The 21,571-nt window shown below is 63.5% G+C and carries 24 protein-coding genes; 16 read left to right on the forward strand and 8 right to left on the reverse strand.

Features of this window, described 5'->3' with window-relative positions; genetic code table 11:
- The first annotated feature begins 51 nt into the window (after window positions 1-51).
- From FEZ61_RS15435 to FEZ61_RS15455, 5 genes are all read left to right on the forward strand, one after another.
- Window positions 52-1,440, forward strand: a complete 1,389-nt coding sequence (locus FEZ61_RS15435; protein ID WP_173149342.1) for an ATP-binding protein — start codon at window positions 52-54, stop codon at window positions 1,438-1,440.
- Between the two features lie 99 nt (window positions 1,441-1,539).
- Entirely contained in the window at window positions 1,540-2,586 is a 1,047-nt protein-coding gene (locus FEZ61_RS15440) for a hypothetical protein (RefSeq protein WP_173149344.1), read from the forward strand.
- 193 nt (window positions 2,587-2,779) lie between these two features.
- Window positions 2,780-3,913: a GGDEF domain-containing protein gene (locus tag FEZ61_RS15445; RefSeq protein ID WP_173149346.1), complete on the forward strand. Its 1,134-nt coding sequence runs from the start codon at window positions 2,780-2,782 to the stop codon at window positions 3,911-3,913.
- Between the two features lie 48 nt (window positions 3,914-3,961).
- Window positions 3,962-4,426 carry a GNAT family N-acetyltransferase gene (locus tag FEZ61_RS15450; RefSeq protein WP_173149348.1) on the forward strand — a complete coding sequence of 155 codons (465 nt, stop codon included), beginning with the start codon at window positions 3,962-3,964 and terminating at the stop codon, window positions 4,424-4,426.
- Window positions 4,427-4,527: 101 nt separating this feature from the next.
- Window positions 4,528-5,184, forward strand: a complete 657-nt coding sequence (locus tag FEZ61_RS15455) for a hypothetical protein (protein WP_160923402.1) — start codon at window positions 4,528-4,530, stop codon at window positions 5,182-5,184.
- A 33-nt stretch (window positions 5,185-5,217) separates the two neighbouring features.
- On the opposite strand, the gene FEZ61_RS15460 is transcribed toward FEZ61_RS15455, so the two are convergent.
- Complete coding sequence (locus tag FEZ61_RS15460; RefSeq protein ID WP_173149350.1) at window positions 5,218-6,096, reverse strand: LysR family transcriptional regulator; 879 nt, start codon at window positions 6,094-6,096, stop codon at window positions 5,218-5,220.
- Window positions 6,097-6,248: 152 nt separating this feature from the next.
- Here FEZ61_RS15460 and FEZ61_RS15465 point away from each other — a divergent pair, with 152 nt between their 5' ends.
- On the forward strand, window positions 6,249-7,007 hold the full coding sequence (locus tag FEZ61_RS15465) for an SDR family oxidoreductase (RefSeq protein ID WP_173149352.1): 759 nt from the start codon (window positions 6,249-6,251) through the stop codon (window positions 7,005-7,007).
- Between the two features lie 6 nt (window positions 7,008-7,013).
- On the opposite strand, the gene FEZ61_RS15470 is transcribed toward FEZ61_RS15465, so the two are convergent.
- Window positions 7,014-7,757 (reverse strand): class I SAM-dependent methyltransferase, encoded by a 744-nt coding sequence (locus tag FEZ61_RS15470; protein WP_173149354.1) that lies wholly within the window; start codon window positions 7,755-7,757, stop codon window positions 7,014-7,016.
- 97 nt (window positions 7,758-7,854) lie between these two features.
- Here FEZ61_RS15470 and FEZ61_RS15475 point away from each other — a divergent pair, with 97 nt between their 5' ends.
- Entirely contained in the window at window positions 7,855-8,322 is a 468-nt protein-coding gene (locus FEZ61_RS15475) for an RNA methyltransferase (RefSeq protein ID WP_059226744.1), read from the forward strand.
- Here the strand turns inward: FEZ61_RS15475 and FEZ61_RS15480 are convergent.
- Complete coding sequence (locus FEZ61_RS15480; RefSeq protein WP_173149355.1) at window positions 8,319-9,149, reverse strand: IclR family transcriptional regulator; 831 nt, start codon at window positions 9,147-9,149, stop codon at window positions 8,319-8,321. The two genes, FEZ61_RS15475 and FEZ61_RS15480, sit on opposite strands and share 4 nt — an antisense overlap.
- A gap of 239 nt (window positions 9,150-9,388) precedes the next feature.
- Here FEZ61_RS15480 and FEZ61_RS15485 point away from each other — a divergent pair, with 239 nt between their 5' ends.
- The 8 genes from FEZ61_RS15485 to FEZ61_RS15520 all read left to right on the forward strand — a co-directional run bounded on the left by FEZ61_RS15485 (window position 9,389) and on the right by FEZ61_RS15520 (window position 16,338).
- Window positions 9,389-10,408 (forward strand): ABC transporter ATP-binding protein, encoded by a 1,020-nt coding sequence (locus tag FEZ61_RS15485; RefSeq protein ID WP_173149357.1) that lies wholly within the window; start codon window positions 9,389-9,391, stop codon window positions 10,406-10,408.
- On the forward strand, window positions 10,405-11,271 hold the full coding sequence (locus FEZ61_RS15490; RefSeq protein ID WP_017641960.1) for an ABC transporter permease: 867 nt from the start codon (window positions 10,405-10,407) through the stop codon (window positions 11,269-11,271). The genes FEZ61_RS15485 and FEZ61_RS15490 overlap by 4 nt, the downstream gene beginning before the upstream one ends.
- A 4-nt stretch (window positions 11,272-11,275) precedes the next feature.
- Window positions 11,276-12,070 carry an ABC transporter permease gene (locus FEZ61_RS15495; protein WP_027598975.1) on the forward strand — a complete coding sequence of 265 codons (795 nt, stop codon included), beginning with the start codon at window positions 11,276-11,278 and terminating at the stop codon, window positions 12,068-12,070.
- A gap of 17 nt (window positions 12,071-12,087) precedes the next feature.
- A complete protein-coding gene (locus tag FEZ61_RS15500; protein ID WP_026083946.1) occupies window positions 12,088-12,378 on the forward strand; it encodes a (2Fe-2S)-binding protein in 291 nt (96 codons plus the stop codon).
- Window positions 12,375-13,736 carry an FAD-dependent oxidoreductase gene (locus tag FEZ61_RS15505; RefSeq protein WP_173149359.1) on the forward strand — a complete coding sequence of 454 codons (1,362 nt, stop codon included), beginning with the start codon at window positions 12,375-12,377 and terminating at the stop codon, window positions 13,734-13,736. The genes FEZ61_RS15500 and FEZ61_RS15505 overlap by 4 nt, the downstream gene beginning before the upstream one ends.
- A complete protein-coding gene (locus FEZ61_RS15510) occupies window positions 13,733-14,869 on the forward strand; it encodes an FAD-binding oxidoreductase (RefSeq protein ID WP_173149361.1) in 1,137 nt (378 codons plus the stop codon). The genes FEZ61_RS15505 and FEZ61_RS15510 overlap by 4 nt, the downstream gene beginning before the upstream one ends.
- On the forward strand, window positions 14,860-15,888 hold the full coding sequence (locus FEZ61_RS15515; RefSeq protein WP_017641955.1) for an ABC transporter substrate-binding protein: 1,029 nt from the start codon (window positions 14,860-14,862) through the stop codon (window positions 15,886-15,888). The genes FEZ61_RS15510 and FEZ61_RS15515 overlap by 10 nt, the downstream gene beginning before the upstream one ends.
- A gap of 102 nt (window positions 15,889-15,990) precedes the next feature.
- A complete protein-coding gene (locus tag FEZ61_RS15520; protein ID WP_173149363.1) occupies window positions 15,991-16,338 on the forward strand; it encodes a cupin domain-containing protein in 348 nt (115 codons plus the stop codon).
- A 39-nt stretch (window positions 16,339-16,377) separates the two neighbouring features.
- Here FEZ61_RS15520 and FEZ61_RS15525 read toward each other — a convergent pair whose 3' ends face one another.
- The gene (locus FEZ61_RS15525; RefSeq protein WP_173149365.1) at window positions 16,378-17,001 is read right to left on the reverse strand and encodes a glutathione S-transferase family protein; all 624 of its coding nucleotides are present in this window, start codon (window positions 16,999-17,001) and stop codon (window positions 16,378-16,380) included.
- Window positions 16,995-17,627: a DJ-1/PfpI family protein gene (locus FEZ61_RS15530; protein ID WP_173149367.1), complete on the reverse strand. Its 633-nt coding sequence runs from the start codon at window positions 17,625-17,627 to the stop codon at window positions 16,995-16,997. Before FEZ61_RS15530 ends, FEZ61_RS15525 begins: the two co-directional genes overlap by 7 nt.
- 245 nt (window positions 17,628-17,872) lie before the next feature.
- On the opposite strand from FEZ61_RS15530, the gene FEZ61_RS15535 reads away from it, so the two are divergent.
- Complete coding sequence (locus tag FEZ61_RS15535) at window positions 17,873-18,889, forward strand: GGDEF domain-containing protein (protein ID WP_160923392.1); 1,017 nt, start codon at window positions 17,873-17,875, stop codon at window positions 18,887-18,889.
- A gap of 6 nt (window positions 18,890-18,895) precedes the next feature.
- Here FEZ61_RS15535 and FEZ61_RS15540 read toward each other — a convergent pair whose 3' ends face one another.
- The 3 genes from FEZ61_RS15540 to FEZ61_RS15550 form a co-directional block, all read right to left on the reverse strand.
- Complete coding sequence (locus FEZ61_RS15540; protein WP_017641951.1) at window positions 18,896-19,294, reverse strand: septal ring lytic transglycosylase RlpA family protein; 399 nt, start codon at window positions 19,292-19,294, stop codon at window positions 18,896-18,898.
- Between the two features lie 144 nt (window positions 19,295-19,438).
- Window positions 19,439-20,065, reverse strand: a complete 627-nt coding sequence (locus FEZ61_RS15545) for a hemolysin III family protein (protein ID WP_064309224.1) — start codon at window positions 20,063-20,065, stop codon at window positions 19,439-19,441.
- A gap of 29 nt (window positions 20,066-20,094) precedes the next feature.
- Complete coding sequence (locus FEZ61_RS15550) at window positions 20,095-21,456, reverse strand: cation:proton antiporter (protein ID WP_173149369.1); 1,362 nt, start codon at window positions 21,454-21,456, stop codon at window positions 20,095-20,097.
- Window positions 21,457-21,571 lie beyond the last annotated feature (115 nt).

The following is a 21,571-nucleotide window of genomic DNA, read 5'->3' on the forward strand; positions in this document are numbered from 1 at the left end:
GGGATCAAAAGACCCCGCCTAGTGCGGGGTTTTTTATTAAGGAAATAAACTATGAATATTAACTTACCATCAAGGTATGAAGATCTTGATACCGCTTACAAAGGTAGGCTGGCTCCTAATCAAGAACTTATTGCACTGGTTGATCGCGCTTATAAGTCAATGAGAATTTCTGGAGGCATTCGATTTCTACCGCTCTTCGGAGAAAGCGGCTCAGGAAAAAGCTCAGCCTCCAGGGAGCTATCTACGCACATGCCATCCGTAATCAGTACAACACTAGAACGAAGCGAAATTGAAACCTTCGATGCTTTGATAAAAAAGATAAAGTACTTAAATAAGATAGATCCAGGAAAATTGATTGTTGCTGTAATAGATCAATATGAAGAGAATGTTCAAGGAAAGGAAAGAATTCCAACCCAGTTTGTTGAACACTTAAGCTTGCTAGATAGAGGCGAATGCAAAGATATACCAGTAGTCTTCATCTGGCTTACTACCAATGAAGATTTTAGAACCATGCTTGCTGAAGCGACCTCAAGAAACAAAAGAATACTCATATCAAAGGACTTTGAAATAAAAGGTCCAGACTCAAAAAACTGGGCACGTATAATCGAAGAAACCTTTTCTTTCCATAACATGGAAAAGCCGCTGTCTGACTACCAGATAATCCGCGATGACATTGAGGAAATTGCTATACACAGTAGCACAATTGGAGAAACAATCGAAAAGGTGGCAGAAAGGCTTGGAGAGGGAATGGATGGATTGCAAAACCTGTCAGAATATCAAGTTACGCTACTATGGCCGGTAAGTGATGGACTACGAAATCAAAGAGTAATGCAGTTCTCAAAACCTCGCGACGAATACAGATTAAACTGGGAGGCCTGGTATATAGAACTTAATGATGAAGACAAAAAAACCTTGCCTCTACATGAATTAAATAAAGCGAGGCTATATTTTGATTTCCGGGTTATCCCGATTCGCGCCGCAGACTTGCATAGACTTTGCCTGGAGCTAGATCGAGATGACAGACCACTTGCAAAGACATTTTTAGATCGCTTTAAGAACACTCACTTCTTTCATGTCATTTCCGGCAATTGGCAAAACTATTCTTACGCCCCGGTAAGGGAACGAGAATCTCAGCGCTCTGATGACGCACATACTTGGTACGAAACGGTAACTAGTACACCCACAGCGCTTGGAAAACGCATTTCAAAAATAATTACAGCTTGCGGGCTGCCAGCGAAACATGAAGTAGATATAAAAACCATATACTCAAGTGTTCGAAGCGATATATATATCGAAAAAACAGAAACAAACAACTTCAATAGAATAATAGAACTAAAGGCTTTTTCAGCAGAAAATACTATGCCCTCAACCATCAAAGAACAAATCAAGATAACTCTAAGAAGACATGCGCATCTTGCAGGATTTCTGCAAAGGCAATAATTCAATATCACCAACCCATGCACGTATAGGCCCGAGCAATTATAAGGTCAGGTAAACAACGAATAGATAAGCAGCATAACTGTATTCAAGGATGACCCCATGCCCCGCTGGACCGACCAACCCGCCACCGACACGGATACAGTCTTCGACCTTATCCTCGCGTTCTCTGGCACGTTCCTGCGGCGCCATGCGTCGCTGCTGGCCAAGGGGCTGCCGCCTACCTTGGGCTTCGGGATGTTCCTGGCCTATCTCGCCCGAAATCATTTCTATCCCAGCTTCGATCTCTTCCAGTTCTCGTCGCTGTTGCTGGCGGCTGCCTGCCTGGGCTTTCTGACCATAGGCGCCTTCGTTGCCGCACTGTTCCTGCCAGGCGCATGGGTTTATTACCGCTTCATCAATACGGCTGCGATCAAGGAAGACATCACCTACGCCCTGCCCTATCGAGGCGAAGGGCGCTTTCGCAAGATCATGCTGTTGATGGCGCTGGTGTTCTTCGTGCCCTATCTGCTGGCGGGGTTCAGTAATGCGGCCATTCTCTTTGTCGATCCTGAATTGTTCCTCAGCGTTGCCTTTCTGGCACCCATCGCCATCACGCTACTGGCGGGCATGGCCATTCAGGGGCTGTTCGACTTGCGCCGCTTCAGCTTCCTGAAGTTCGTCTGGGAGGCTTACCTGCCGACGATGGTCGTCGGCCTGTTCATCTTCTGGATGCTGGCCCAGGCCTATCCGCTGGTGAGCGATTGGCAGCCGCTACTCAAGTGGGGCGCTCTGGCCATCGCCCCCTTCATCATTGCCTTCGTCACGACCATGACATCCATGCTGTTCATCGCCGGCTGGAAGGCGGCGATGATGTTTTCGCTGTTCTTCGCCCTCTTTCTGGCCGGCTATAGCGGCGTACTCACCACCCTCCCCGAGACCATGGTCAAGACGCTGGGTCTGGGTAACTACCAGGCCAAGGCCATCGTGCTCGACACCTCCTATTGCGCCAAGGAACAGGCCAGGGTGCTGCCTACCGATGAGCAGTGCGTGCTCAAGGACGTCCAGGTGGTCTGGTCGCTGGGCGAGGCCTTCGTGCTGCGGCTGGCGGATGGCAGTACGGCGCAGTTGCCGGCATCGGCGATTAGGACGCTGGTGAAACCTCAGTAACGGGCGGGCCACCTGCCCCAGCCGAAGGGCTGGGTTTGAATTAGGTTTATCGGCCCGTCATCATGGCGCGCAATCCTCTGCCTCAAGCCCGCGCATGCCGTGTCGATAAGACTGCGGTGCGGCTCCGCTTTGGCGGGCGCTCGCCCCAAGGCAGGGAGTGCCCTTTTCGTATCCAGACAGGTCCGATTCGCCCATGGCACTCGATGCCCCCACCATGTTGATCCTCACCATCGCCCTGGCGGCTGCCGCGGCGGGCTACCTGGCCATCGAATGGCGGTCGGTGCGCGAGTCGGCGCTGCTGTACTGGAGCGCGGGCTTCGCCCTCATTTGCGTGGGTAGCACCCTGGCGCTGCTTCGTAGCCAGGGGCTGCTGCTGGTGGGCATCTGGTTCGCCAACGGGCTGCTGATCTTCGTGCATGGGCTCTTCCTGATCGGCGTGGCACGCTTCACGGCGCGCCGTCTGAGTTTGGGCTGGTGGGCCTTCGCTGCGACCTGGCTCGGGATGTTGCTGCTGCCCAATGAGCCCTGGTGGTCCAAGGTACTGCTGGTGGTGCAGTCGCTCATGATCGGCATCCTGGCGATACGGGCGAGCCTGCTGCTGCGGCGGCGCAATGCCGAAGAGCGGCAGCTGCGCATGGTGCTGCTGATCCATGGACTCTTCTACCTGATCAAGATGATTCCGCCGCTAACCCCCGGCAGCCTGATCGATCTGGCGGTCTATCGCGGCGTTATCATCCAGATCTCGCTGGTAGAGGGGGTGATGGCGGTGATGCTGATCGCCCTGTCGATGACCGGCACGGTGCGTTATCGCCGCGAGCAGCATATCGAGCGCCTGGCCGGCAGCGATCCCCTGACCGGTCTGCATAACCGCCGAGCGCTGGAGGCCGAGGCGCCGCGACTGTTCGGCCAGGCGACCCCGACCAGACCCGGTGCCCTGCTGCTGATCGACCTCGACAATTTCAAGCTGGTGAACGACCTCCATGGCCACGCGGCCGGCGATGGTCTGCTGATCGCCCTGAGCGACCTGCTGCGCACCTCCCTGCCCCGCCAGGCGCTGGCCGCCCGGCTGGGGGGCGATGAATTCGTGGTGCTGCTGGGTGAGGCGGCCGATGGGGACGTCGTGCGCCTTGCGGAGACCCTGAGACTGCGCTTCAACCAGTTGGCGGCGCAGCGCGTGCGGACGCCCGAGCCCGTCACCCTGAGCATCGGCGCCGTGCTGTTCGATCAGCCGCCGGAAAGCCTCGCGGCCCTGCTGGAGCGCGGGGACGGTGCCCTCTACGCCGCCAAGCGCGGCGGGCGGGATGGATTGCGGATGAGCCTGGGATGAAGGCGCGCCAATAGCTTAGGCTTGGGCGATTGCCTGACCGGAGCCACCATGCCCATCGCCTTCGAATCCCCCGACCAACCCGAGGTGATCGCCCTGATCGCCGAACTGGATGCCTATCAGGACGGCCTCTATCCGCCCGAGAGTCGTCATGCCCTGGATCTGACATCGCTCATGCAGCCGAACGTGCTGTTCCTGGTGACACGTGACGCAGGCGGCCAAGCGCTCGGATGTGCCGCCATGGTGCTCAACGAGGGCTATGGGGAGATCAAGTGCCTGTACGTGAGCCCCTCAGGGCGGGGTCAGGGGTTGGGTAGGCGTTTGCTTTCTCGCCTGGAGGCTGAGGCGCTCACGACAGGATGCGAGCGAGCGATGCTGGAGACCGGTCCTTACCAACCTGAGGCATTGGCCTTGTATGGGGCAGCGAGCTACGAACGGCGCGGGCCTTTCGGAGCGTATAGGGATAATCCGTTGAGTGTGTTTATGGAGAAATGGTTGGCGCTGATAGAGCTGTGAGGCGTCGCCTTGATGGGTGCGAGTGGAAAAGGCTACGGTACTAGGTAATCGACTAAAACCTAAATCTTTTCAACGCCAAGCATTAAGGAGGAAAATAACGCATGTCAATAGTCCAAAAATTAGGAAAATTTGAAAAAATAAAGAAAAGCTGTTATCGCTTCAAAATGTTGATTGAACTGGGAAAAGGGGCTGCCATCTACTGGAGCATCGCGGGCTATGCTGCCATATGCATCAGCGCCTCATATTATTCGCAAGAGCACTTTATAAAAAGCGCAACAGCGATTTGCATATCCGCACTATTAATTAGCCTTAACCTGACAAGAATAACAAAAAAGCTATTCCCTGAGCTCAAGGAAATCCCTTTCCTTAAAATAGATAGGTATGCCACCTACATCTATTTTGAGAGAAAAATCGAAGCCTCTGAACTAAAAGAAAAAGACATAGAAGAGATTATAAAATGGAATGAAATAGAACTCGAAGAACCAAAAAACCACAGCAAAATAACGTCCCACGCAATAACAATTGCACTTATAACAGCAGCTGTAAACCTTATAGCAAACTCGAGTTTAGTTAAAAATAACGCCATTCAAATAGGCTTTACGGCTTTGTATTTTATTATTTGCATAACAGCACTAATGCTATTCCTGCAAAGCATATTCTACTCTAGCAAAAAGCAAAACAAAAAATTCACAAATCTTTTAAAGAAATATCTTATTGATAAAGAACGATTCAATTCCGATATTCTGGAAAAAGTATAGAAAAAACGTACCCAGAAATTCATGCAGAACCGTTCAATACGACTCAAACTCGCCCAATAGAAACTCCACAAAACTCCTCACCGTCACTGACCGCCATCTTGTCTGGGGATAGAGCGCGGTCAGGGGGCGGGTGAGTTCCTGGCCTTGGAAGAGGCGGACCAAATTTCCGGTGGCGACGTCGTCCTGCAGCAGGAAGGCCGGCTGCAGGATGATGCCGAGGCCCTGCAGGGCGGCCAGGCGCAGGGAGGGGCCGTTGTTGAGGTGCAGGCGGCCGGGTGGCAGCGGGCCGAAGGGGGTGCCGGTCTGGGCGCGCCATTGGCTCAGGGCGCGAGGGTCCATGCCGAGGCAGTCGTGAGCTTCCAGATCGGCCAGTCGCCCGGGCGTGCCGCGCTGGGCGAGATAGCCGGGCGCGGCGCAGCACCACATCTCATAGGGCGCCAGGGGTCGCGCCACCAGGGAGGAATCGGCCAGTTCGCCGATGCGGATGGCGATGTCGATGCCCTCCTCCACCAGGTCCTGGACCCGGTCGCTCAGCACCAGATCGAGGGTGACCTGGGGATGCCGCGCCAGATAGTCGCCCAGCCGTGGCGTGAGGCCATAGGTACCGAAAGATACCGGCGCCGACACGCGCAGGATGCCGGCGGGTGCCAGGCGCTGGGTTTCGGCCTGGCGGTCGGTGTCGGCGACCAGGGCGAGGATCTCGCGGCAGCGGGCGTAGTAGCCCTCACCAAAAGCTGTCAGGCGCTGGCGCCGGGTGGTGCGCACCAGCAGTTGCAGACCCAGGCGCTTTTCCAGACCGCGCAGGTGATTGCCGGCCATGGTCGGCGAGATGCCCTGGGCCTGGGCCGCCGCGGCCAGGCTGCCGCGCTCCACCACGGCAACGAACACCTGCATGCTGTCGAGCAGATCCATTCAACACTCCTGTTAAGGGATCCCTACACCTAGGTGGCGTTTATCTCATTTAGATGATGGGTGAGGCTAGTGGTGTGGGTGAGGTCGCGAAGTGTTGGGCTTCGCTGCGCTCAGCCCAACCTACGAAAATCCTTACCCCTGGAGAATCGATCATGGATCTGCAACTGCACGACCGGACTGCCTTGGTTACTGGTGCCAGCATGGGCATAGGCACGGGCATAGCCCGCGTCCTGGCGGCCGAAGGCGTTCGGCTGGCGATCACCGCACGGCGGCGGGACGCCCTGGAGGCCCTGACCGAGGAGATCGTGGCGGCGGGTCATGCCCGGCCGCTGGTGATCGCAGCGGATATCACCGACGCCGAAGACGTCCAGCGCCTGGTACGGGAAGCCGAGGAAGGGCTGGGTCGGGTGGATATCCTGGTCAATAACGTTGGCGGCACAAGACCGCTTTCAATAACGGCGGACGACGCGGCCTGGGACGAAGCCTGGAATCTCAACTTCACCGCCACGCGCCGCCTGACCCAGGCGCTGCTGGGTGGAATGCGCGAAAGGCGTTGGGGACGCATCGTCAATTTCAGCGGCAGCATGGAGCCACGGGACGTGAACGGCGCCGGGACGGCCAAGGCGGCGATCCAGTTCTGGTCCAAGGGGCTGGCTAGTCAGCTGGCGGCCGAGGGCATCACCGTCAACACCATCGCCCCGGGGCGGATCAATTCCGAGCAGATCCTGCAGCGGCTGCATCCGACGCCCGAGGCGCGCCAGGCCTTTATCGCCCGGCACATTCCCATCGGCTATTTCGGCGAGCCGGAAGACGTGGGCCAGGTGGTGGCCTTTCTCGCCTCACCGCTGGCGCGCTACCTCACCGGTGATGTGATCGCGGTAGACGGCGGGATGCATGCCCATGCCCACTAACACCCTCTAGCGCCTGACGCAGACGAACAGCGCATTGCCCGCCTCGCCGGCCCAGGGTTCGATGCGCTGGTAGTCGTGCTCCAGCATCTGGACGTCGAACTGCGCCTCCAGCAGCGCAAGCAGTTCGGGGAAGTCCACCGCCACCATGGGGTGTTCGTCCTGCCAGGTCTGCTGCTCGCCGGCGTGGCGGCGTTCGATGCGCAGGCGGAGCTGCTGGTGTTCGCCCTCGCCTGGGTAGTGCCAGGCGGAGGCGAAGCTGAAGTGGCCATCGGCCCGCGCGACGCTGTGGCCGACGCTGGAGGCATTGTCGATGCGGCGCTTGTCCACGGCGTTGAAGCAGAACAGGCCGCCGGGGGTCAGGGCCGCCTGGACCTGCGCCAGGCAGGCCTGGAGCCGTGCGAGGCTGCCGCTGTAGTGCAGGGAGTAGAGAAAGCAGGTGATGAGATCGACCGGCTGCTCCAGCTCGAAGGCGCACATGTCCTGGCAGGAGAAGTCCGCCTCCGGGCAACGCAGCGCAGCCTGGGCCAGCATCGGCGGATTGAGGTCCAGCCCGCTGCTCTGGAAGCCGGCATCGAGAAAATGCCGCACATGGGGACCGGTGCCGCAGGCGAGATCCAGGTGACGGCTGCCGCCGTTGCCGAACAGTCGCTGCAGGCGCAGCACCGCCTGGCTCTGGGCCTGGTAGTCGATGTCGGCGCAGAGCAGGTCGTAGTAGGCCGACAGGTCGGTGTAGAGGGCGGTGGCGGACATCGCTGGGGCTCGGGGCTGGAGACGCGGGCGCGCATCTTAGTCGGTTTCTGCAACCTTCGACGCCTTATACTGGCGGTTTTCCCGAGAGTCCCCTGACGTGAGCAACAAGAGATACGCCTGCATCGGCCTGAGCAACCCCAAGTCGCCGTCCAACGTCGGGTCCATCATGAGGGCGGCGGGTTGCTACGGGGTGGCCTCGGTGTTCTATACCGGCACCCGCTACGACCGCGCCAAGGACTTCGTTACCGACACCAAGAAGGTCCACCAGGACATTCCGCTGATCAACATCGACGACCTGCGCCGCATCCTGCCGCTGGGGTGCGTGCCGGTGGCGGTGGAGCTGGTGGACGGCGCTCGGCCGCTGCCCGAATACACCCATCCCGATCGCGCCCTCTATCTGTTCGGCTCGGAGGACGGTTCGCTGAGCCAGGAGCTGCGCGACTGGTGCGAGGACGTGGTGTACATCCCCACCCAGGGCTGCATGAATCTGGCGGCCACGGTCAATGTGGTGCTCTATGACCGCCTGGCGAAGGGCAATAACACCCGCTCCGGTCCGCTGTTTTAACCAAACCCCTGGGTCGGCCGGCGCAAGACCGGATCGAAGGGGTTGATGCGCGCGGCGATCACCCCGGCTTCGCGGCGGAGCAGTTCGATCACCGTGGGCAGGCGCTGGGCGTTGAGGCGTTCGCTCAGGGTGCCCACGCTCAGGGCCGCCACCGCCCGGCCGTTACGGTCGAGGATGGGGACGGCAAGGCCCGCCATGCCAGCCAGCACCCCGGTGTTGCGCGCGGCGTAGCCCTGCTGGCGGACGTTGTCGATCTCGGCGCGCAGCAGCACCTCGTCGTAATGATGGGCGTCGCGCAGCCGCGGCAGGTTGTAGCGGATCACCTCTTCGCGTTCTTCCTCGGGCAGGAAGGCCAGGATCGCCAGGGCGCCCTGGCCGCCGCCCAGAGGCACGCGACCGCCGATGTCGCCGGTGAAGGTGCGGATCGGATAGGGCCCCTCGCTGCGATCCAGGCACATGGCGTCGAAGCCGCTGCGCGCCAGCAGGAACAGTGAGTCGCCCAGGGACGCCGACAGCCGCAGCAGACTCGGCCGCGCCAGGTCGCGCAGGTTGCCGACCTGGCCAGCGCTAGCCGCCAGGGCGAAGAAGTCCAGGCTCAGCCGGTATCTCTTGCTGAGGGCGCACTGCTCGACCATGCCCTCCTCCACCAGGCCGCGCAGCAGCCGGTGGGTGGTGGGTTGCGACAGGCCCACGCGCTCGGCCAGACGGGTGACCTTCTCGCCTTCGGGATCGCCCTCACCGAGAGCGCGCACCACGGCGAACACCCGGCTGATGGCGCCAACGCCTACCTCGCCTGCCGCAGCCTTTCTTTCACTGGAATCTTCCATCTGCAGCGCTCCGAAATATTTCACTGAGTGAATAAATCTGAAAAAAAAGTTCATCCAATGAAAAACCTGCTTGTCCGGCATCCTAGGTCGCCCTTACCTTCAGGTCCATAGGGCGATACTCACAATCACCGGACGCCGCCATTCGAGCGAGCGCCAACGTCCCAGATCCAGGCTGTCTTTCGCCCTGCCCACACCTTGCCCACCGTCCCCGTGGGCGCGACCGGAGGAGCATTGCGGCCATGGCTTTCCTGACTCTCGACAACCTCAGCAAGCGCTACGGCGACAGCTACGCGGTGGCCGGTTCGACCCTGGCCATCGAGCGCGGCGAATTCGTCTCCCTGCTCGGCCCCTCCGGCTGCGGCAAGACCACCACCCTGCAAATGATCGCCGGCTTCGTCGACGTCAGCAGCGGGCGCATCCTGCTCGACGGCCAGGACATCACCCAGGCCAAGCCGGCCAGTCGCGGCCTCGGGGTGGTCTTCCAGAGCTATGCGCTGTTTCCCCACATGACGGTGCGCGACAACGTCGCCTTCGGCCTGCGCATGCGCAAGGTCGCGGGCGCCGAACTGGCGCGCCGTGTCGAGGAGGCCCTCGGCCTGGTGCATCTGGGTCAGCATGCCGAGCGCTATCCCCGCGAACTTTCCGGTGGCCAGCGCCAGCGGGTGGCCCTGGCCCGAGCGCTGGTGATAGCACCCCCGGTGTTGCTGCTGGACGAGCCGCTGTCCAACCTGGACGCCCATCTGCGCGAGGAAATGCAGTTCGAGATCCGCCGCATCCAGCGCGAGGTGGGCATCACCACCCTGATGGTGACCCACGACCAGTCCGAGGCGCTGTCCATCAGCGACCGGGTGGTGGTGATGGAGGCCGGGCGCATCACCCAGGTGGATGCGCCCTATCGCCTCTACGAACATCCGCGCAACAGATTCATCTCCGATTTCGTCGGCAAGGCCAACTTGCTGCCCGGCAGCCTGGATGCCCAGGGTCGGCCGCAGATCGCCGCCGGCGGCGCCCTGGCGATCTCGCTGCGGCCGGAAAAGATCGGGTTGCGCCCCGCCGGTGAGGGACGTCTGCAAGGGCGGGTGCTGACCCGTTTCTTCCTCGGCAGCCAGTGGCTGTATCGGCTGGAGACGGCGCTGGGCGAGGTGTCGGTGCTGCGCAGCAACGATGGGCTGCCGCCGCTGGACGAGGGCCAGCGCGTCGGGCTGCACTGGGACGACGGTCTGCTGCGCCGACTGGAAGCCGCGGAGGCCGCCGCATGAGCACCCTGCTGCGCGGCACCGGTCGCGCCTATCTGCTCAGCGCCCCGGCCCTGATGCTGTTCGCCGGACTGCTGCTGGCGCCCCTGGCGCTGACCCTGGCGCTATCCTTCAACGTCTTCGACTACGAAACCGGGATCAAGGAAGGCAGCTACACCCTGGCCCACTACCTGAGCCTGCTGGGCGATCCCTACTTCTACGAGATCTTCCTGCGCACCTTCTGGATCAGCGCCCTGGTCACACTGCTCTGCGTGTTGATCGGGGTACCGGAGGCCATCGTCCTCAGTCGCATGGGCGCGCCCTGGCGCTCGATCTTCCTGATCCTGGTGCTGACGCCGCTGTTGATCTCGGTGGTGGTGCGCGCCTTTGGCTGGAGTCTGCTGCTGGGCGCCGATGGACTGGTCAACCAGGCCATCGTGGCCCTGGGCGGGCGGCCGCTGAAGCTGCTCTACACCCCCTTCGCGGTGATCGTCGGCCTGGTCCACGTGATGCTGCCGTTCATGATCATCCCGGTGTGGACCTCGCTGCAGAAACTCGATCCCGCCGCCGAACAGGCCGCGCTGTCGCTGGGCGCCAGTCACCTGACGGTGCTGCGGCGCATCGTGCTGCCTCAGGTGATGCCCGGGGTGTTGTCGGGAACGCTGATCGTCTTCGGCCTGGCCGCCAGCTCCTTCGCCATCCCCGGCCTGCTGGGCGGACGCCGGCTGAAGATGGTCGCCACCCTGATCTACGACCAGTACCTGGCCGAGCTGAACTGGCCGATGGGCGCCACCCTGGCGGTGGCCCTGCTGCTGCTCAACCTGCTGGTGATGCTGGGCTGGAATCGCCTGGTGGAACGCCGCTACAAACGTGCCCTGGGAGTCTGACCGCATGACCCGCAACGGCCCGCTCGGGCTCGCCTTCCATACCCTGGTGATGGTCTTCATGCTGGCGCCGCTGGTGGTGGTCTGCCTGGTGGCCTTCACCCCGGAGAACACCCTCAGCCTGCCCACCGCCGGCTTCTCGCTGCGCTGGTTCGCCGCCGTGTTCGAGCGGGCGGACTTCCTCACCGCCTTCTACAACAGCCTGCAGCTGGCGGCGCTGTCGGCCACCCTGGCGACGCTGATCGCGGTGCCGGCGGGGCTGGCCATCACCCGCTATCGCTTTCCTGGCCAGGGCTTTCTCAACGGCCTGTTCCTCTCGCCGATCATCATCCCGCACCTAGTGCTGGGCGTGGCCATGTTGCGGCTGTTCGCCCTGCTGGGAGTGAACGGCAGTTTCAGCTGGCTGGTGCTGGCCCATGTGGTGGTGATCACTCCCTATGTGCTGCGCCTGGTGATCGCCGCCGCCATCGGCATCGACCGCAGCGCCGAGCAGGCCGCCGAGAGCCTGGGCGCCAGTCGCACCACGCTGTTCTGCCGCATCACCCTGCCGATGATCCTGCCCGGGGTGGCCGGCGGCTGGCTGCTGGCCTTCATCAACAGCTTCGACGAGGTGACCCTGTCGATCTTCGTCACCTCTCCGGCGACCCAGACCCTGCCGGTGCGGATGTACGTCTACGCCACCGAATCCATCGACCCGATGATGGCGGCGGTGTCGGCCCTGGTGATCGCTCTCACCGCGGCCACCATGATACTGCTCGACCGCATCTACGGCCTGGATCGCGTGCTGGTGGGCAAACAATGAACAGCCGGGACCCGTCCATGGCACTGCTCAAGCGGGTGGCCGAAGGCGACCGCCCAACCCTGGCCTTCACCCTCGACGGCCAGCCGGCCGAGGGCCTGCAGGGCGACACCCTGCTCACCGCCATCCTCACCCAGAGCGATCACCTGCGCGGCAGCGATTTCGGCGGCGAACCCCGCGCCGGCTTCTGCCTGATGGGCGCCTGCCAGGACTGCTGGGTGCGCCTGGCCGACGGCCGCCGGGTACGCGCCTGCGCCACCTTTCTCGAAGCGGGCCAGCAGGTCAGCCGCGATCCAGGGCGGCCGCTGTGAGCGCCGTCGTGGTGGTGGGCGCCGGACCGGCGGGTATTCGCGCGGCCCAGACCCTGGTCGCCCATGGCCTGAGACCGGTGCTGCTGGATGAGAGCGCCCGCGGCGGTGGCCAGATCTATCGCCAGCAACCGGGCAATTTCCGGCGCCCGAGCAAGGCGCTCTATGGCTTCGAAGCGGGCAAGGCCCAGGCGCTGCACGGTGCTTTGACCGAGATGCAGAAGGCGCTGGACTATCGCCCCGACACCCTGGTGTGGAATGCCGAGCAAAGCGCCCTGGATACCCTGAGCCAGGGCCGCTACGTCGATCGCCTGGCCTTCGAGCAGGTCATCGTTGCCACCGGTGCCACCGACCGTATCCTGCCGGTGCCGGGTTGGACCCTGCCGGGCGTCTACAGCCTGGGCGCATCCCAGGTGGCGCTCAAGTTCCAGGGCTGCGCCATCGGCAGCCGACCGGTGCTGGCCGGTACCGGCCCGTTGCTCTATCTGGTTGCCTATCAATACGCCAAGGCCGGGGCCAAGCCGCTGGCGGTGCTGGACAGCGCGCCGTTCCGCGACCAGGCCGCGGCTACCCCGGCGCTGCTCGGTCAACCGGCCACCTTCGCCAAGGGCCTCTACTACCGCAGCTGGCTGGCGCTGCACGGCGTGCCCGTGCACCAGGGCGCTGAACTCCTTGCCGTCGAAGGCGAACGCCGTGTGGAGGCCGTTCGCTGGCGCGCTGCCGATGGCGAAGCGCATCGACTGGAATGTGATGCTCTCGGCTTCGGCCAGACACTGCGCAGCGAAACCCAGCTGGCCGATCTGCTGGGCTGCGAGTTCGCCTGGAATCCGCTCAATCGCGCCTGGCTGCCGGTGCGGGACAACGGCGGCCGCAGTAGCCAGGCCGGGGTCTACCTGGCCGGCGACGGCGCCGGTATCCAGGGCGCCGATGCCGCCGAACTGGCCGGGGAGCTGGCCGCCCTGAGCCTGCTGGCCGATCGCGGCCTGGCGGTGGACGCAACGCGGGTCGACGCCTTGCAAGCACGCCTGACCCGCTTCGAGGTCTTTCGCCAGGGCCTGGAGCGCGCCTTCCCCTTCCCCGCGGACTGGGCCGCCAAGGCGCCGGATGAGCTGATGGTGTGCCGCTGCGAGCAGGTCAGCGCCGGCGAGATCCGCGCTGCGGTGGATCAGGGGCACTGGGAGATCAACAGGGTCAAGGCCACCTGCCGGGTCGGCATGGGCCGCTGCCAGGGCCGCCTCTGTGGCGCGGCGGCGGCCGAGCTGATCGCCTGCGCCAGTGGCCGGCCGCTGGACCAGATCGGCCGGTTGCGCGCCCAGGCGCCAATCAAGCCGCTGCCCTTCGGCGTGGAGCTGGCGCCATGAGCCGGCTGGACGTGGATGTCCTGATCATCGGCGGCGGCATCGTCGGCAGCAGCGCGGCGCTGTTCCTGGCCCAGGGCGGCCAGCGCGTCGCCCTGCTGGAACGCAATTTCTGCGGCGCCCAGGCCAGTGGCGTCAACTATGGCGGGGTGCGCCGCCAGGGGCGGCCGCTGGTGCAGTTGCCGCTGTCCAGTCGCGCCCATGAGATCTGGGGTGGTCTGCAGGACCTGCTGGGCACCGATGGCGAATACCTGAGGTCCGGCCACCTCAAGCTGGCCCGCAGCGAGACCGACTTCGCCTCCCTGCAGGCCTATGCCCAGGCCAGCCAGGGCTTCGACCTCGATCTGCAACTGCTCGACCGCGGCGAATTGCGTCGCCGCTTTCCCTGGGTCGGCGACATCGCCGTGGGTGCATCCTTCTGCCCGGAGGACGGCCACGCCAATCCACGGCTGGTCTCCCCGGCCTTCGCCCAGGCGGCTGCCCGGGCGGGCGCCCGAATCCTCGAACGGACCGCCGTGACCGCGGTCGAGCACGACGGCCAGCGCTTCCAGCTCCGTACCGACAGCGGCCAGACCCTCACCGCGCCCTGGCTGCTGAATTGCGCGGGCGCCTGGGCAGCGGAGCTGGCCGCCCGCTTCGGCGAGCCGGTGCCCCTCACCGCGGCCCATCCGGCCATGCTGGTGACCGAACCGCTGCCGCCCTTCATGACCGCCAGCACCGGCGTGGAAGGCGGTGGCATCTATGCCCGCCAGGTAGCACGGGGCAATTGTGTGCTGGGCGGTGGGCGTGGCTTCGCCCTCGACGCCGATCGCGCCCGCCCCGGCCAGCTGGCCATCCTCGATATCCTGAGAAACGCCGCCGAACTCTATCCGGCGCTCACCGGTGCCCAGGCGATCCGCACCTGGAGCGGCGTCGAGGGTTATCTGCCGGATCACCAGCCGGTGCTCGGCCCCAGTCTCACCACCCCCGGCCTGCTGTACGGCTTCGGCTTTGCCGGCGCGGGCTTCCAGATCGGGCCGGCGGCTGGCGAAGCCCTGGCCGAGTGCATCCTGCAGGGCGCGCCCCGGCACAGCCTGCAGGCCTTTTCCATCGCCCGTTTCCCTTCCCAGCCCAGGAGTTCCCAATCATGCGCCTGACCCCTGCCCTGCTCGTGGCCCTCGCCGGCCTGCCCCTGGCCGCCCTGGCCGAACCGACGCTCTATCTCGGCATGAACGGCGGCACCATGGAGCGCCTCTATGCCGACAGCGTGCTGCCCGCCTTCGAGAAGGCGCACAACGTCAAGGTGGTGATCGTGCCCGGCACCTCGGCGGACATCCTCGCCAAGGTCCAGGCCAGTCCGCAGAAGCCGCCGATCCACGTGATGTTCCTCGACGACGGCATCATGTACCGCGCCATCGGCATGAATCTGTGCAGTCCGCTCAAGCCCAGCGCGAGCCTGGCGCAGATCCCCGACAAGGCCAAGATCAAGGACCAGGCGGCTGCCGTCAGCCTGGGCGTGACAGGGCTTGCCTACAACAGCCGGCTGTTCAAGGAAAAGGGCTGGGCGGCGCCGACCTCCTGGGCCGATCTGGCCGATCCCAAGTACAAGGGCAAGGTGGTGTTCCAATCGCTGTCCTCGTCCACCTTCGGCCTGCACGGCTTCCTGATGTTCAACCGTCTCAAGGGTGGCACCGAGCAGGACGTCGATCCCGGCTTCAAGGCCTGGCCCACCACCGTCGGCCCCAACGTGCTGGAGTACATCCCCAGCTCGGCCAAACTTTCGGAGATGGTGCAGACCGACGAGGCGGCGTTGTTCCCGCTGACGCCCACCCAGGTCACCGCGCTCAAGCTCAAGGGCATCCCGGTGGAATACGCGCCGCCCAAGGAAGGCGCCGTGGTGCTCAACGTCGCCGAATGCGTGACCGCCAACAACGACCAGCCGGAGCTGGCCCAGCAGCTGGCGGAATACCTGCTGACGCCCGAAGCCCAGGCCCCGGCGCTGGAACTGGGCGACCAGATCCCGTCCAACCCCAATACCCCCACCACCGACAAGACCCGTGGCCAGGTGGAGGCCATGCAGAACTACCTGAAGAGCGCCGTGACCATCGACTGGGACGAGGTCAACAAGGTAAGGCCGCAGTGGAACGCCCGCTGGAATCGGCAGGTGGAGCGCTAGTCGGCCGAATAGCGCAAATACGCTGGTCGGTGTCGACCCTGGACAACCCCGGTTCGGGGCGACCCCTCACCCTTGGCGGCTTCCATCACCAGGAGAGCCGCCATGGCCAACCCGCCCATCACCGTTCTGCGCGACACCCGACCCCTGCCCGTGGTCGATGCCTGCAAGTGGGAGCGCATCGAGGGTGAGCCCCATACCGTCAACCTCAATGCCTACACCTCCGATGACGGCAGCAAGATCATGGGCACCTGGATCTGCACCCCCGGCAAGTGGCGCGTCGACTACGTGAAATGGGAGTACTGCCACTTCCAGGAGGGCTACTGCATCATCACCCCCGATGGCCAGGAACCCATCCACCTCAAGGCCGGCGACATCTTCGTCGTCGAACCCGGCATGAAGGGCACCTGGGAAGTGGTCGAGACGGTGCGCAAGTATTTCGTCTTCGCCTGACGTGCGAGCGGCGCCTGCCGGCGCTGCCCGGCGGGCTGCTCAGGGCGTGGCATCACTGGCATAGCAGGCCCAGGCCGGTCGCGTGGCCAGGCGCGCGAGATAGGCCTCGATGGCTGGTGCCGCGATCCGCTCCATGGGGGTGCTGCGCCAGCGGTGCAGCGACAGCCCCAGGGCGATGTCGGCCAGGCTGAAGCGCTCGCCGGCCACATAGGGGCCGTGCTGCGCCAGGTGCGCTTCCAGAATGGCGATACGCCCGTTCCAGGTGGCGATGCCCTGCGCCAGGCGCTGCCGATCGGGCTGCGGCGGCTGTTGCTTCACCAGGGCCAGATAGGCGTAGCTCCAGGCCGGATTGAGTTCGCTGGCCTGCCAGTCCAGCCACTGATCGACCCGCGCCCGTGCCCGCGGTGCGGCGGGATACAACGCCTCGCCGCCCCGGGCGTTGGCCAGGTAGCGCAGGATGCTGTTGGATTCCCAGAGCACGAAGTCGCCGTCCAGCAAGACCGGGATCTGGCCATTGGGATTCCACTGCAGGTAGTCGGCGGACTGCGCCGAGCGAAAACCGGCGCCCCAGTCTTCACGCTCATAGCCCAGGCCCAGTTCGTCGAGGCACCAGAGCACCTTGCGCACGTTGATCGAAGAGACGCGGCCAAGGACCTTCAGCATGCGCAGGCGACCTCCAGGGGTTCATGGTCGAGATAGGGCTCGATGTTGCAGAGCGCACGCGCCACATAGTCCTCCTTCTCACCCACCGGGGCTACATAGTGCAGCGCCTCGGCAGCTGCCTCGCGGCCCAGCAGCCGGGCGATGACCCAGGCCGCCAGGTAGCTGGAGGCCAGGCAGCCACCGGCGGTGGCCAGATTGCCGCGAGCGAAGAAGGGCTGTGCCAGTACCTCGATGCCGGCCTCCTGCACCCAGGGCTTGGTGGTGAGATCGGTGCAGCCGGGTGCGCCGTCGAGCAGGCCGAGACGCGCCAGCAACAGGGTGCCGGAGCACTGGGCGCCGATCAGCTGACGCGCGGGATCGAGCACGGCAAGCTGCTCCAGCAGGTCAGCATCCCGGGCGAGTTCACGCGTCCGGCTGCCGCTGCCCACCAGTACGGCGGTGCAGTCGGCCAGTTCGTCGAAGCCGGCCTGCCGCTCCAGACGGACGCCATTCATGGAGGTCACCCAGGGCGTGGGCGCCAGCAGCGACACCCACCAGTCCGGACGCTTGATGCGATTGAGGATGCCCAGGGCGATCAGGGAGTCCAGTTCGTTGAAGCCGTCGAAGGTCAGGATGGCGAGGTGCATGGGGCTACCAGGTGCGCGGGGGGAGCCGAGAGTCTCGGTCTCATCCAGGCGAGTTGGCCAGATACAGTGCCGCGCCAGGCCAACCATACAGTCAGGCCATTCGCCGGAAACCCTTCTAAACCGCGCCATAGCACCGCCGAGCCACTGGAAGAGATAGCACTTAGCCATTACAGTGGCGCACCCCTTGGCCGAAACGCCTGCCGATTTGCCATCGCCCATCGGCCTTACCCCGTTCCGAGATGTCGATGGACGACGATATTCGTTATGAACAGCATGTCCGGCGAGTGTTGCGCACCCCCCTGCAGGTATTGCAGCCTCTGATGCTGGCGCTGTGGCCGCTGAGTCTGTGGAGCAATCCGCTGATCGGCAGCCCCTACAAGCCGCGCTACTTCGCCGTGATGCTGCTGTTGCTGGCGATCAGCGCCCTGCTCAGCGTTGCACGCAGCGCGCGCATGATGAGTCTTACCTTTACCGGCAACATCTGGGCGCTCGCCCTCGCCTTTCGCATCCAGATCCAGGATGGCGGCGCCGTGGGCCACTACTGGAATCTGCCCATCGCCGTGATCATCGTCCTGGGCACCTGCGGCATGACCTATCGTCTCTCCCACTACCTGATCACCCTCGCCGGCGCCGCCTTCATCCTGTTCATCGGTCAGACCCAGCTGGTTCCCACCGCCATGCCAATACACCTGGTCTGGTTGCTGGCCAGTGCCACCCTGGCCATCGGCATCGCCTACAACCACGCCAACAGCCAATGGATGCGACGGACCTTCATTCTCAAGGAGCGCTATCGGATCCTGGCGGAAACCGACGAACTGACCGGGATCGCCAATCGCCGCAAGCTCCTGCAGCAGCTGGACGAGGCTCGCGGCGAAAGCGGGCAGACGCCTGCGCATTTCGTCATGCTCGATATCGACAACTTCAAGGAGATCAACGACCGGCACGGTCATCAGGTTGGCGATCAGGTACTGGTCGCCACGGCGCGGGAAATCGATCACCTCGATCCGAGGCTGCAGGTCGGTCGCCTGGGTGGCGAGGAATTCGGCCTGCTGATCCGCGGCCTGGACGATGCGCGGGTGAGCCACCTGCTGGAAGTCCTGCGTAACCGCCTGGCCGCCGCCGCCCCCTTGGGCATCAGCTTCAGTGCCGGGGCGCTTCGGCTCGACCCGGAAGTTTCTCTCAACGAGCTGCTGCGGCGGGCGGACGAAGGTCTCTATCAGGCCAAACGCCAGGGCAAAGACCAGATGGTCTGGTCACACTGAGTGGTGTTAATCCAGCTTTTCCACCTTTACCGCGGTGGTGCCGTCGTCGACCATGTCCACCCGCCGCGCAGCGGCCCGTGAGAGGTCGATGATGCGACCCCGGATATAGGGTCCGCGGTCATTGATGCGTACCACCACGGCGCGATCGTTTTCCAGGTTGGTCACCTTGACCCGGGTGCCGAGCGGCAGGGTCTTGTGGGCGGCGACCAGCTCGTTGTTGTTGAAGGTCTCGCCACTGGCGGTTTCCCTGCCGTGGAACTTGCGCGCATAGAAGGACGCCTTGCCGCGCTGTTCGAAGCTGGCGTCCTTCTTGATCGGCGCCGCGACGGTCTTGGCGTCCTTTTCCTGGCAGGCGGTGCAGGCAAGCATCAGGAGCAGTACGAGGGATCTGGGACGGCTGAACACGTTTCACCTTCCTCTTCTTCTTCGTTTTGGGAAAGCAACGCACTGGGGAGTGGATTCAGCTATCTCTGAACCGATCCGCGACCCAAGGGTTCGCGAAGTATGGCCATAGGCCGCCATATCTGTGACGAACTCCTCAAGACCGCCCTAGGGCACCGGCAGCACATACCTGAGGATGGCGACGAAGTGCAGGGCGCTGCCGGCCATGACGAAGCCGTGCCAGATGCCATGCCAATGACGAAAGCGGTCGTCGAAGACGAAGAACAGGATGCCGACGGTGTAGAGCACCCCCCCGGCCACCAGCCAGGCGAAGCCTTCACCGCCCAGGCGATCCAGCAGCGGCCCCACCGCCACCAGCACGATCCAGCCCATGACGGCGTAGATCACCAGCGACAGGATGCGCGCTTCCGAACGCGGCTTGAGTTCCTGCGCCATGCCGATCAGCGCCAGGCCCCAGACGATGCCGAACAGCGTCCAGCCCCAGGGCCCGCGCAGGGTCACCAGGCAGAACGGCGTGTAGCTGCCGGCGATGAGCAGATAGATCGACAGGTGATCGAGCTTCTGCAGCAGGCGTTTCGCCCGCCCCTTCACGCTGTGGTAGAGGGTCGAGACGCTGTAGAGGATCACCAGCGCCACCCCATAGATGGCCACGCTGACGATGCGCCAGGGATCCCCCTGCAGGCTGGCCAGCACCACCAGGGTGACGGCACCGGCCAGGGCCAGCAGGGCGCCGACCAGATGGGTCCAGGCATTGAGACGTTCGCCGTGATACATGCGTCCTCCGGTATGGGTCGCAAACGGGCTCAGGGTCTCGCCGAGCCCTCGCGACGGGCAGTGAGGCGCTCGTAGCGGTCGAGCAGCGGCTGGATGGAAATCCCGTGGACCGCGATGCTCAAGGCCACCACCGACAGGGTCAGGTCGACGATGGTCCCGGCCCAGTCGGCCGTGACGTGATGCGTGAGCGCGTAGCACAGATAATACAGGCTACCGATACCGCGGATGCCGAACCAGCCGATCAGCGCCCCCTGCTGGCGATCGATGCGGGTGAAGGGCAGCATGGTCGCCACCCCCAGCGGGCGAATCACCACGAACAGCAAGGCGCCCAGCAGTAGCGCGCGGCTGTCCCAGTGGGTGATGAGCACCACGCCGAGCAGGGTCACCAGGAGCACCTCGAAGGAGCGTTCCACCAGGCTGCCGAAGGCCAGCATGTCGCCCATCATCACCCCGGCGGCCATGCGCGGCTCCTCGATGTCCTCCGCCTTGGCGACCGTGGCGTGCTCCGGTGCGCCGGTGAGATGCCCGATCACCGGCTGCGCCAGGTGCTCGGAAGGCGTTTCCGCATGCCCCGACGTCTGGACTTCCGCCTGGCGCAAGCCCAGGCCGGCGGCGAACACCGCGAGAAAGCCGAAGGCGCCGATCTCGTCGGCCAGCACATAGGACAGGGCGATCAGTGCCAGGGCGAGGAAGTCGTTGGGCGAGATGGTGCTGTCGCCATGCCGGGTGCGTAGATAGATCATCAGCCGACCCACGCCCTTGCCCATGAAGTAGCCCAGCAGCAGCCCAGCCGGTACACCCCAGACCACGCTCTTGAGAAACCACTCCAGGATCCAGTCCCATTGCAACTGACCATGTTGCAGTAACAACAGGCCGAGCAGGACGAAGGGAAAGGCGGTGCCGTCGTTGAGGCCTGCCTCGCCGGAGAGACCGAAGCGCACCCGGTCGAAATCCTGGGCGTGGTTGACCTGCACCAGCCCGGCCAGCACCGGATCGGTGGGCGCGAGGATGGCGCCGATCAGCAAGGCCACGCCCCAGGGCAGGCCGAGCAGGTAGTGAGCGACCAGGCAGACGCCGGCGATGCTGAGAATCATCACCGGCCCGGCCAGCAGATAGGCGCCGTGCCAGGAGGAACGATGGAAGGACAGCCGCAGCTTGAGGCCGCTGACGAACAGCGAAAAGAGCACCGCCACCTCGGTCAGGTGGCCGATCCAGGTCGCCGATTGCTGGAAGTTGACCTCGGCCAGCCCCAGGCCGATGGGACTGATGAGTATGCCAAAGGCCAGACAGACCACCGAGGTGGTGACCGGTAGCCAGCGCAAATAGGCGGAGGTCAGGGCGAGGATCATCAACAACGATCCCAATACCCCGACCCAGACGAGAAAAGTCATGTGGGTGGCGTGATCCAGAACAGGAGAGGAAGAGTGGGTGACGGACGCCACCCTCTTGATGGAGACTGCGCCAAGGCCTTGGCGGTGCCCCCTATCTGCCGAATGGCGCACCACG

Origin of the sequence: Pseudomonas sp. MS15a(2019), assembly GCF_013277805.1 — a bacterium.
Taxonomy (GTDB): Bacteria; Pseudomonadota; Gammaproteobacteria; order Pseudomonadales; family Pseudomonadaceae; genus Chryseomonas; species Chryseomonas benzopyrenica.

What these genes read in the sequence shown, in the direction of transcription:
- FEZ61_RS15435 (WP_173149342.1), top strand. Translation starts at nt 52, where the DNA reads ATGAATATTAACTTACCATCAAGGTATGAAGATCTTGATACCGCTTAC.
- FEZ61_RS15440 (WP_173149344.1), top strand. Translation starts at nt 1,540, where the DNA reads ATGCCCCGCTGGACCGACCAACCCGCCACCGACACGGATACAGTCTTC.
- FEZ61_RS15445 (WP_173149346.1), top strand. Translation starts at nt 2,780, where the DNA reads ATGGCACTCGATGCCCCCACCATGTTGATCCTCACCATCGCCCTGGCG.
- FEZ61_RS15450 (WP_173149348.1), top strand. Translation starts at nt 3,962, where the DNA reads ATGCCCATCGCCTTCGAATCCCCCGACCAACCCGAGGTGATCGCCCTG.
- FEZ61_RS15455 (WP_160923402.1), top strand. Translation starts at nt 4,528, where the DNA reads ATGTCAATAGTCCAAAAATTAGGAAAATTTGAAAAAATAAAGAAAAGC.
- FEZ61_RS15460 (WP_173149350.1), bottom strand. Translation starts at nt 6,096, where the DNA reads ATGGATCTGCTCGACAGCATGCAGGTGTTCGTTGCCGTGGTGGAGCGC.
- FEZ61_RS15465 (WP_173149352.1), top strand. Translation starts at nt 6,249, where the DNA reads ATGGATCTGCAACTGCACGACCGGACTGCCTTGGTTACTGGTGCCAGC.
- FEZ61_RS15470 (WP_173149354.1), bottom strand. Translation starts at nt 7,757, where the DNA reads ATGTCCGCCACCGCCCTCTACACCGACCTGTCGGCCTACTACGACCTG.
- FEZ61_RS15480 (WP_173149355.1), bottom strand. Translation starts at nt 9,149, where the DNA reads ATGGAAGATTCCAGTGAAAGAAAGGCTGCGGCAGGCGAGGTAGGCGTT.
- FEZ61_RS15485 (WP_173149357.1), top strand. Translation starts at nt 9,389, where the DNA reads ATGGCTTTCCTGACTCTCGACAACCTCAGCAAGCGCTACGGCGACAGC.
- FEZ61_RS15490 (WP_017641960.1), top strand. Translation starts at nt 10,405, where the DNA reads ATGAGCACCCTGCTGCGCGGCACCGGTCGCGCCTATCTGCTCAGCGCC.
- FEZ61_RS15495 (WP_027598975.1), top strand. Translation starts at nt 11,276, where the DNA reads ATGACCCGCAACGGCCCGCTCGGGCTCGCCTTCCATACCCTGGTGATG.
- FEZ61_RS15500 (WP_026083946.1), top strand. Translation starts at nt 12,088, where the DNA reads ATGGCACTGCTCAAGCGGGTGGCCGAAGGCGACCGCCCAACCCTGGCC.
- FEZ61_RS15510 (WP_173149361.1), top strand. Translation starts at nt 13,733, where the DNA reads ATGAGCCGGCTGGACGTGGATGTCCTGATCATCGGCGGCGGCATCGTC.
- FEZ61_RS15515 (WP_017641955.1), top strand. Translation starts at nt 14,860, where the DNA reads ATGCGCCTGACCCCTGCCCTGCTCGTGGCCCTCGCCGGCCTGCCCCTG.
- FEZ61_RS15520 (WP_173149363.1), top strand. Translation starts at nt 15,991, where the DNA reads ATGGCCAACCCGCCCATCACCGTTCTGCGCGACACCCGACCCCTGCCC.
- FEZ61_RS15525 (WP_173149365.1), bottom strand. Translation starts at nt 17,001, where the DNA reads ATGCTGAAGGTCCTTGGCCGCGTCTCTTCGATCAACGTGCGCAAGGTG.
- FEZ61_RS15530 (WP_173149367.1), bottom strand. Translation starts at nt 17,627, where the DNA reads ATGCACCTCGCCATCCTGACCTTCGACGGCTTCAACGAACTGGACTCC.
- FEZ61_RS15535 (WP_160923392.1), top strand. Translation starts at nt 17,873, where the DNA reads ATGGACGACGATATTCGTTATGAACAGCATGTCCGGCGAGTGTTGCGC.
- FEZ61_RS15545 (WP_064309224.1), bottom strand. Translation starts at nt 20,065, where the DNA reads ATGTATCACGGCGAACGTCTCAATGCCTGGACCCATCTGGTCGGCGCC.
- FEZ61_RS15550 (WP_173149369.1), bottom strand. Translation starts at nt 21,456, where the DNA reads ATGACTTTTCTCGTCTGGGTCGGGGTATTGGGATCGTTGTTGATGATC.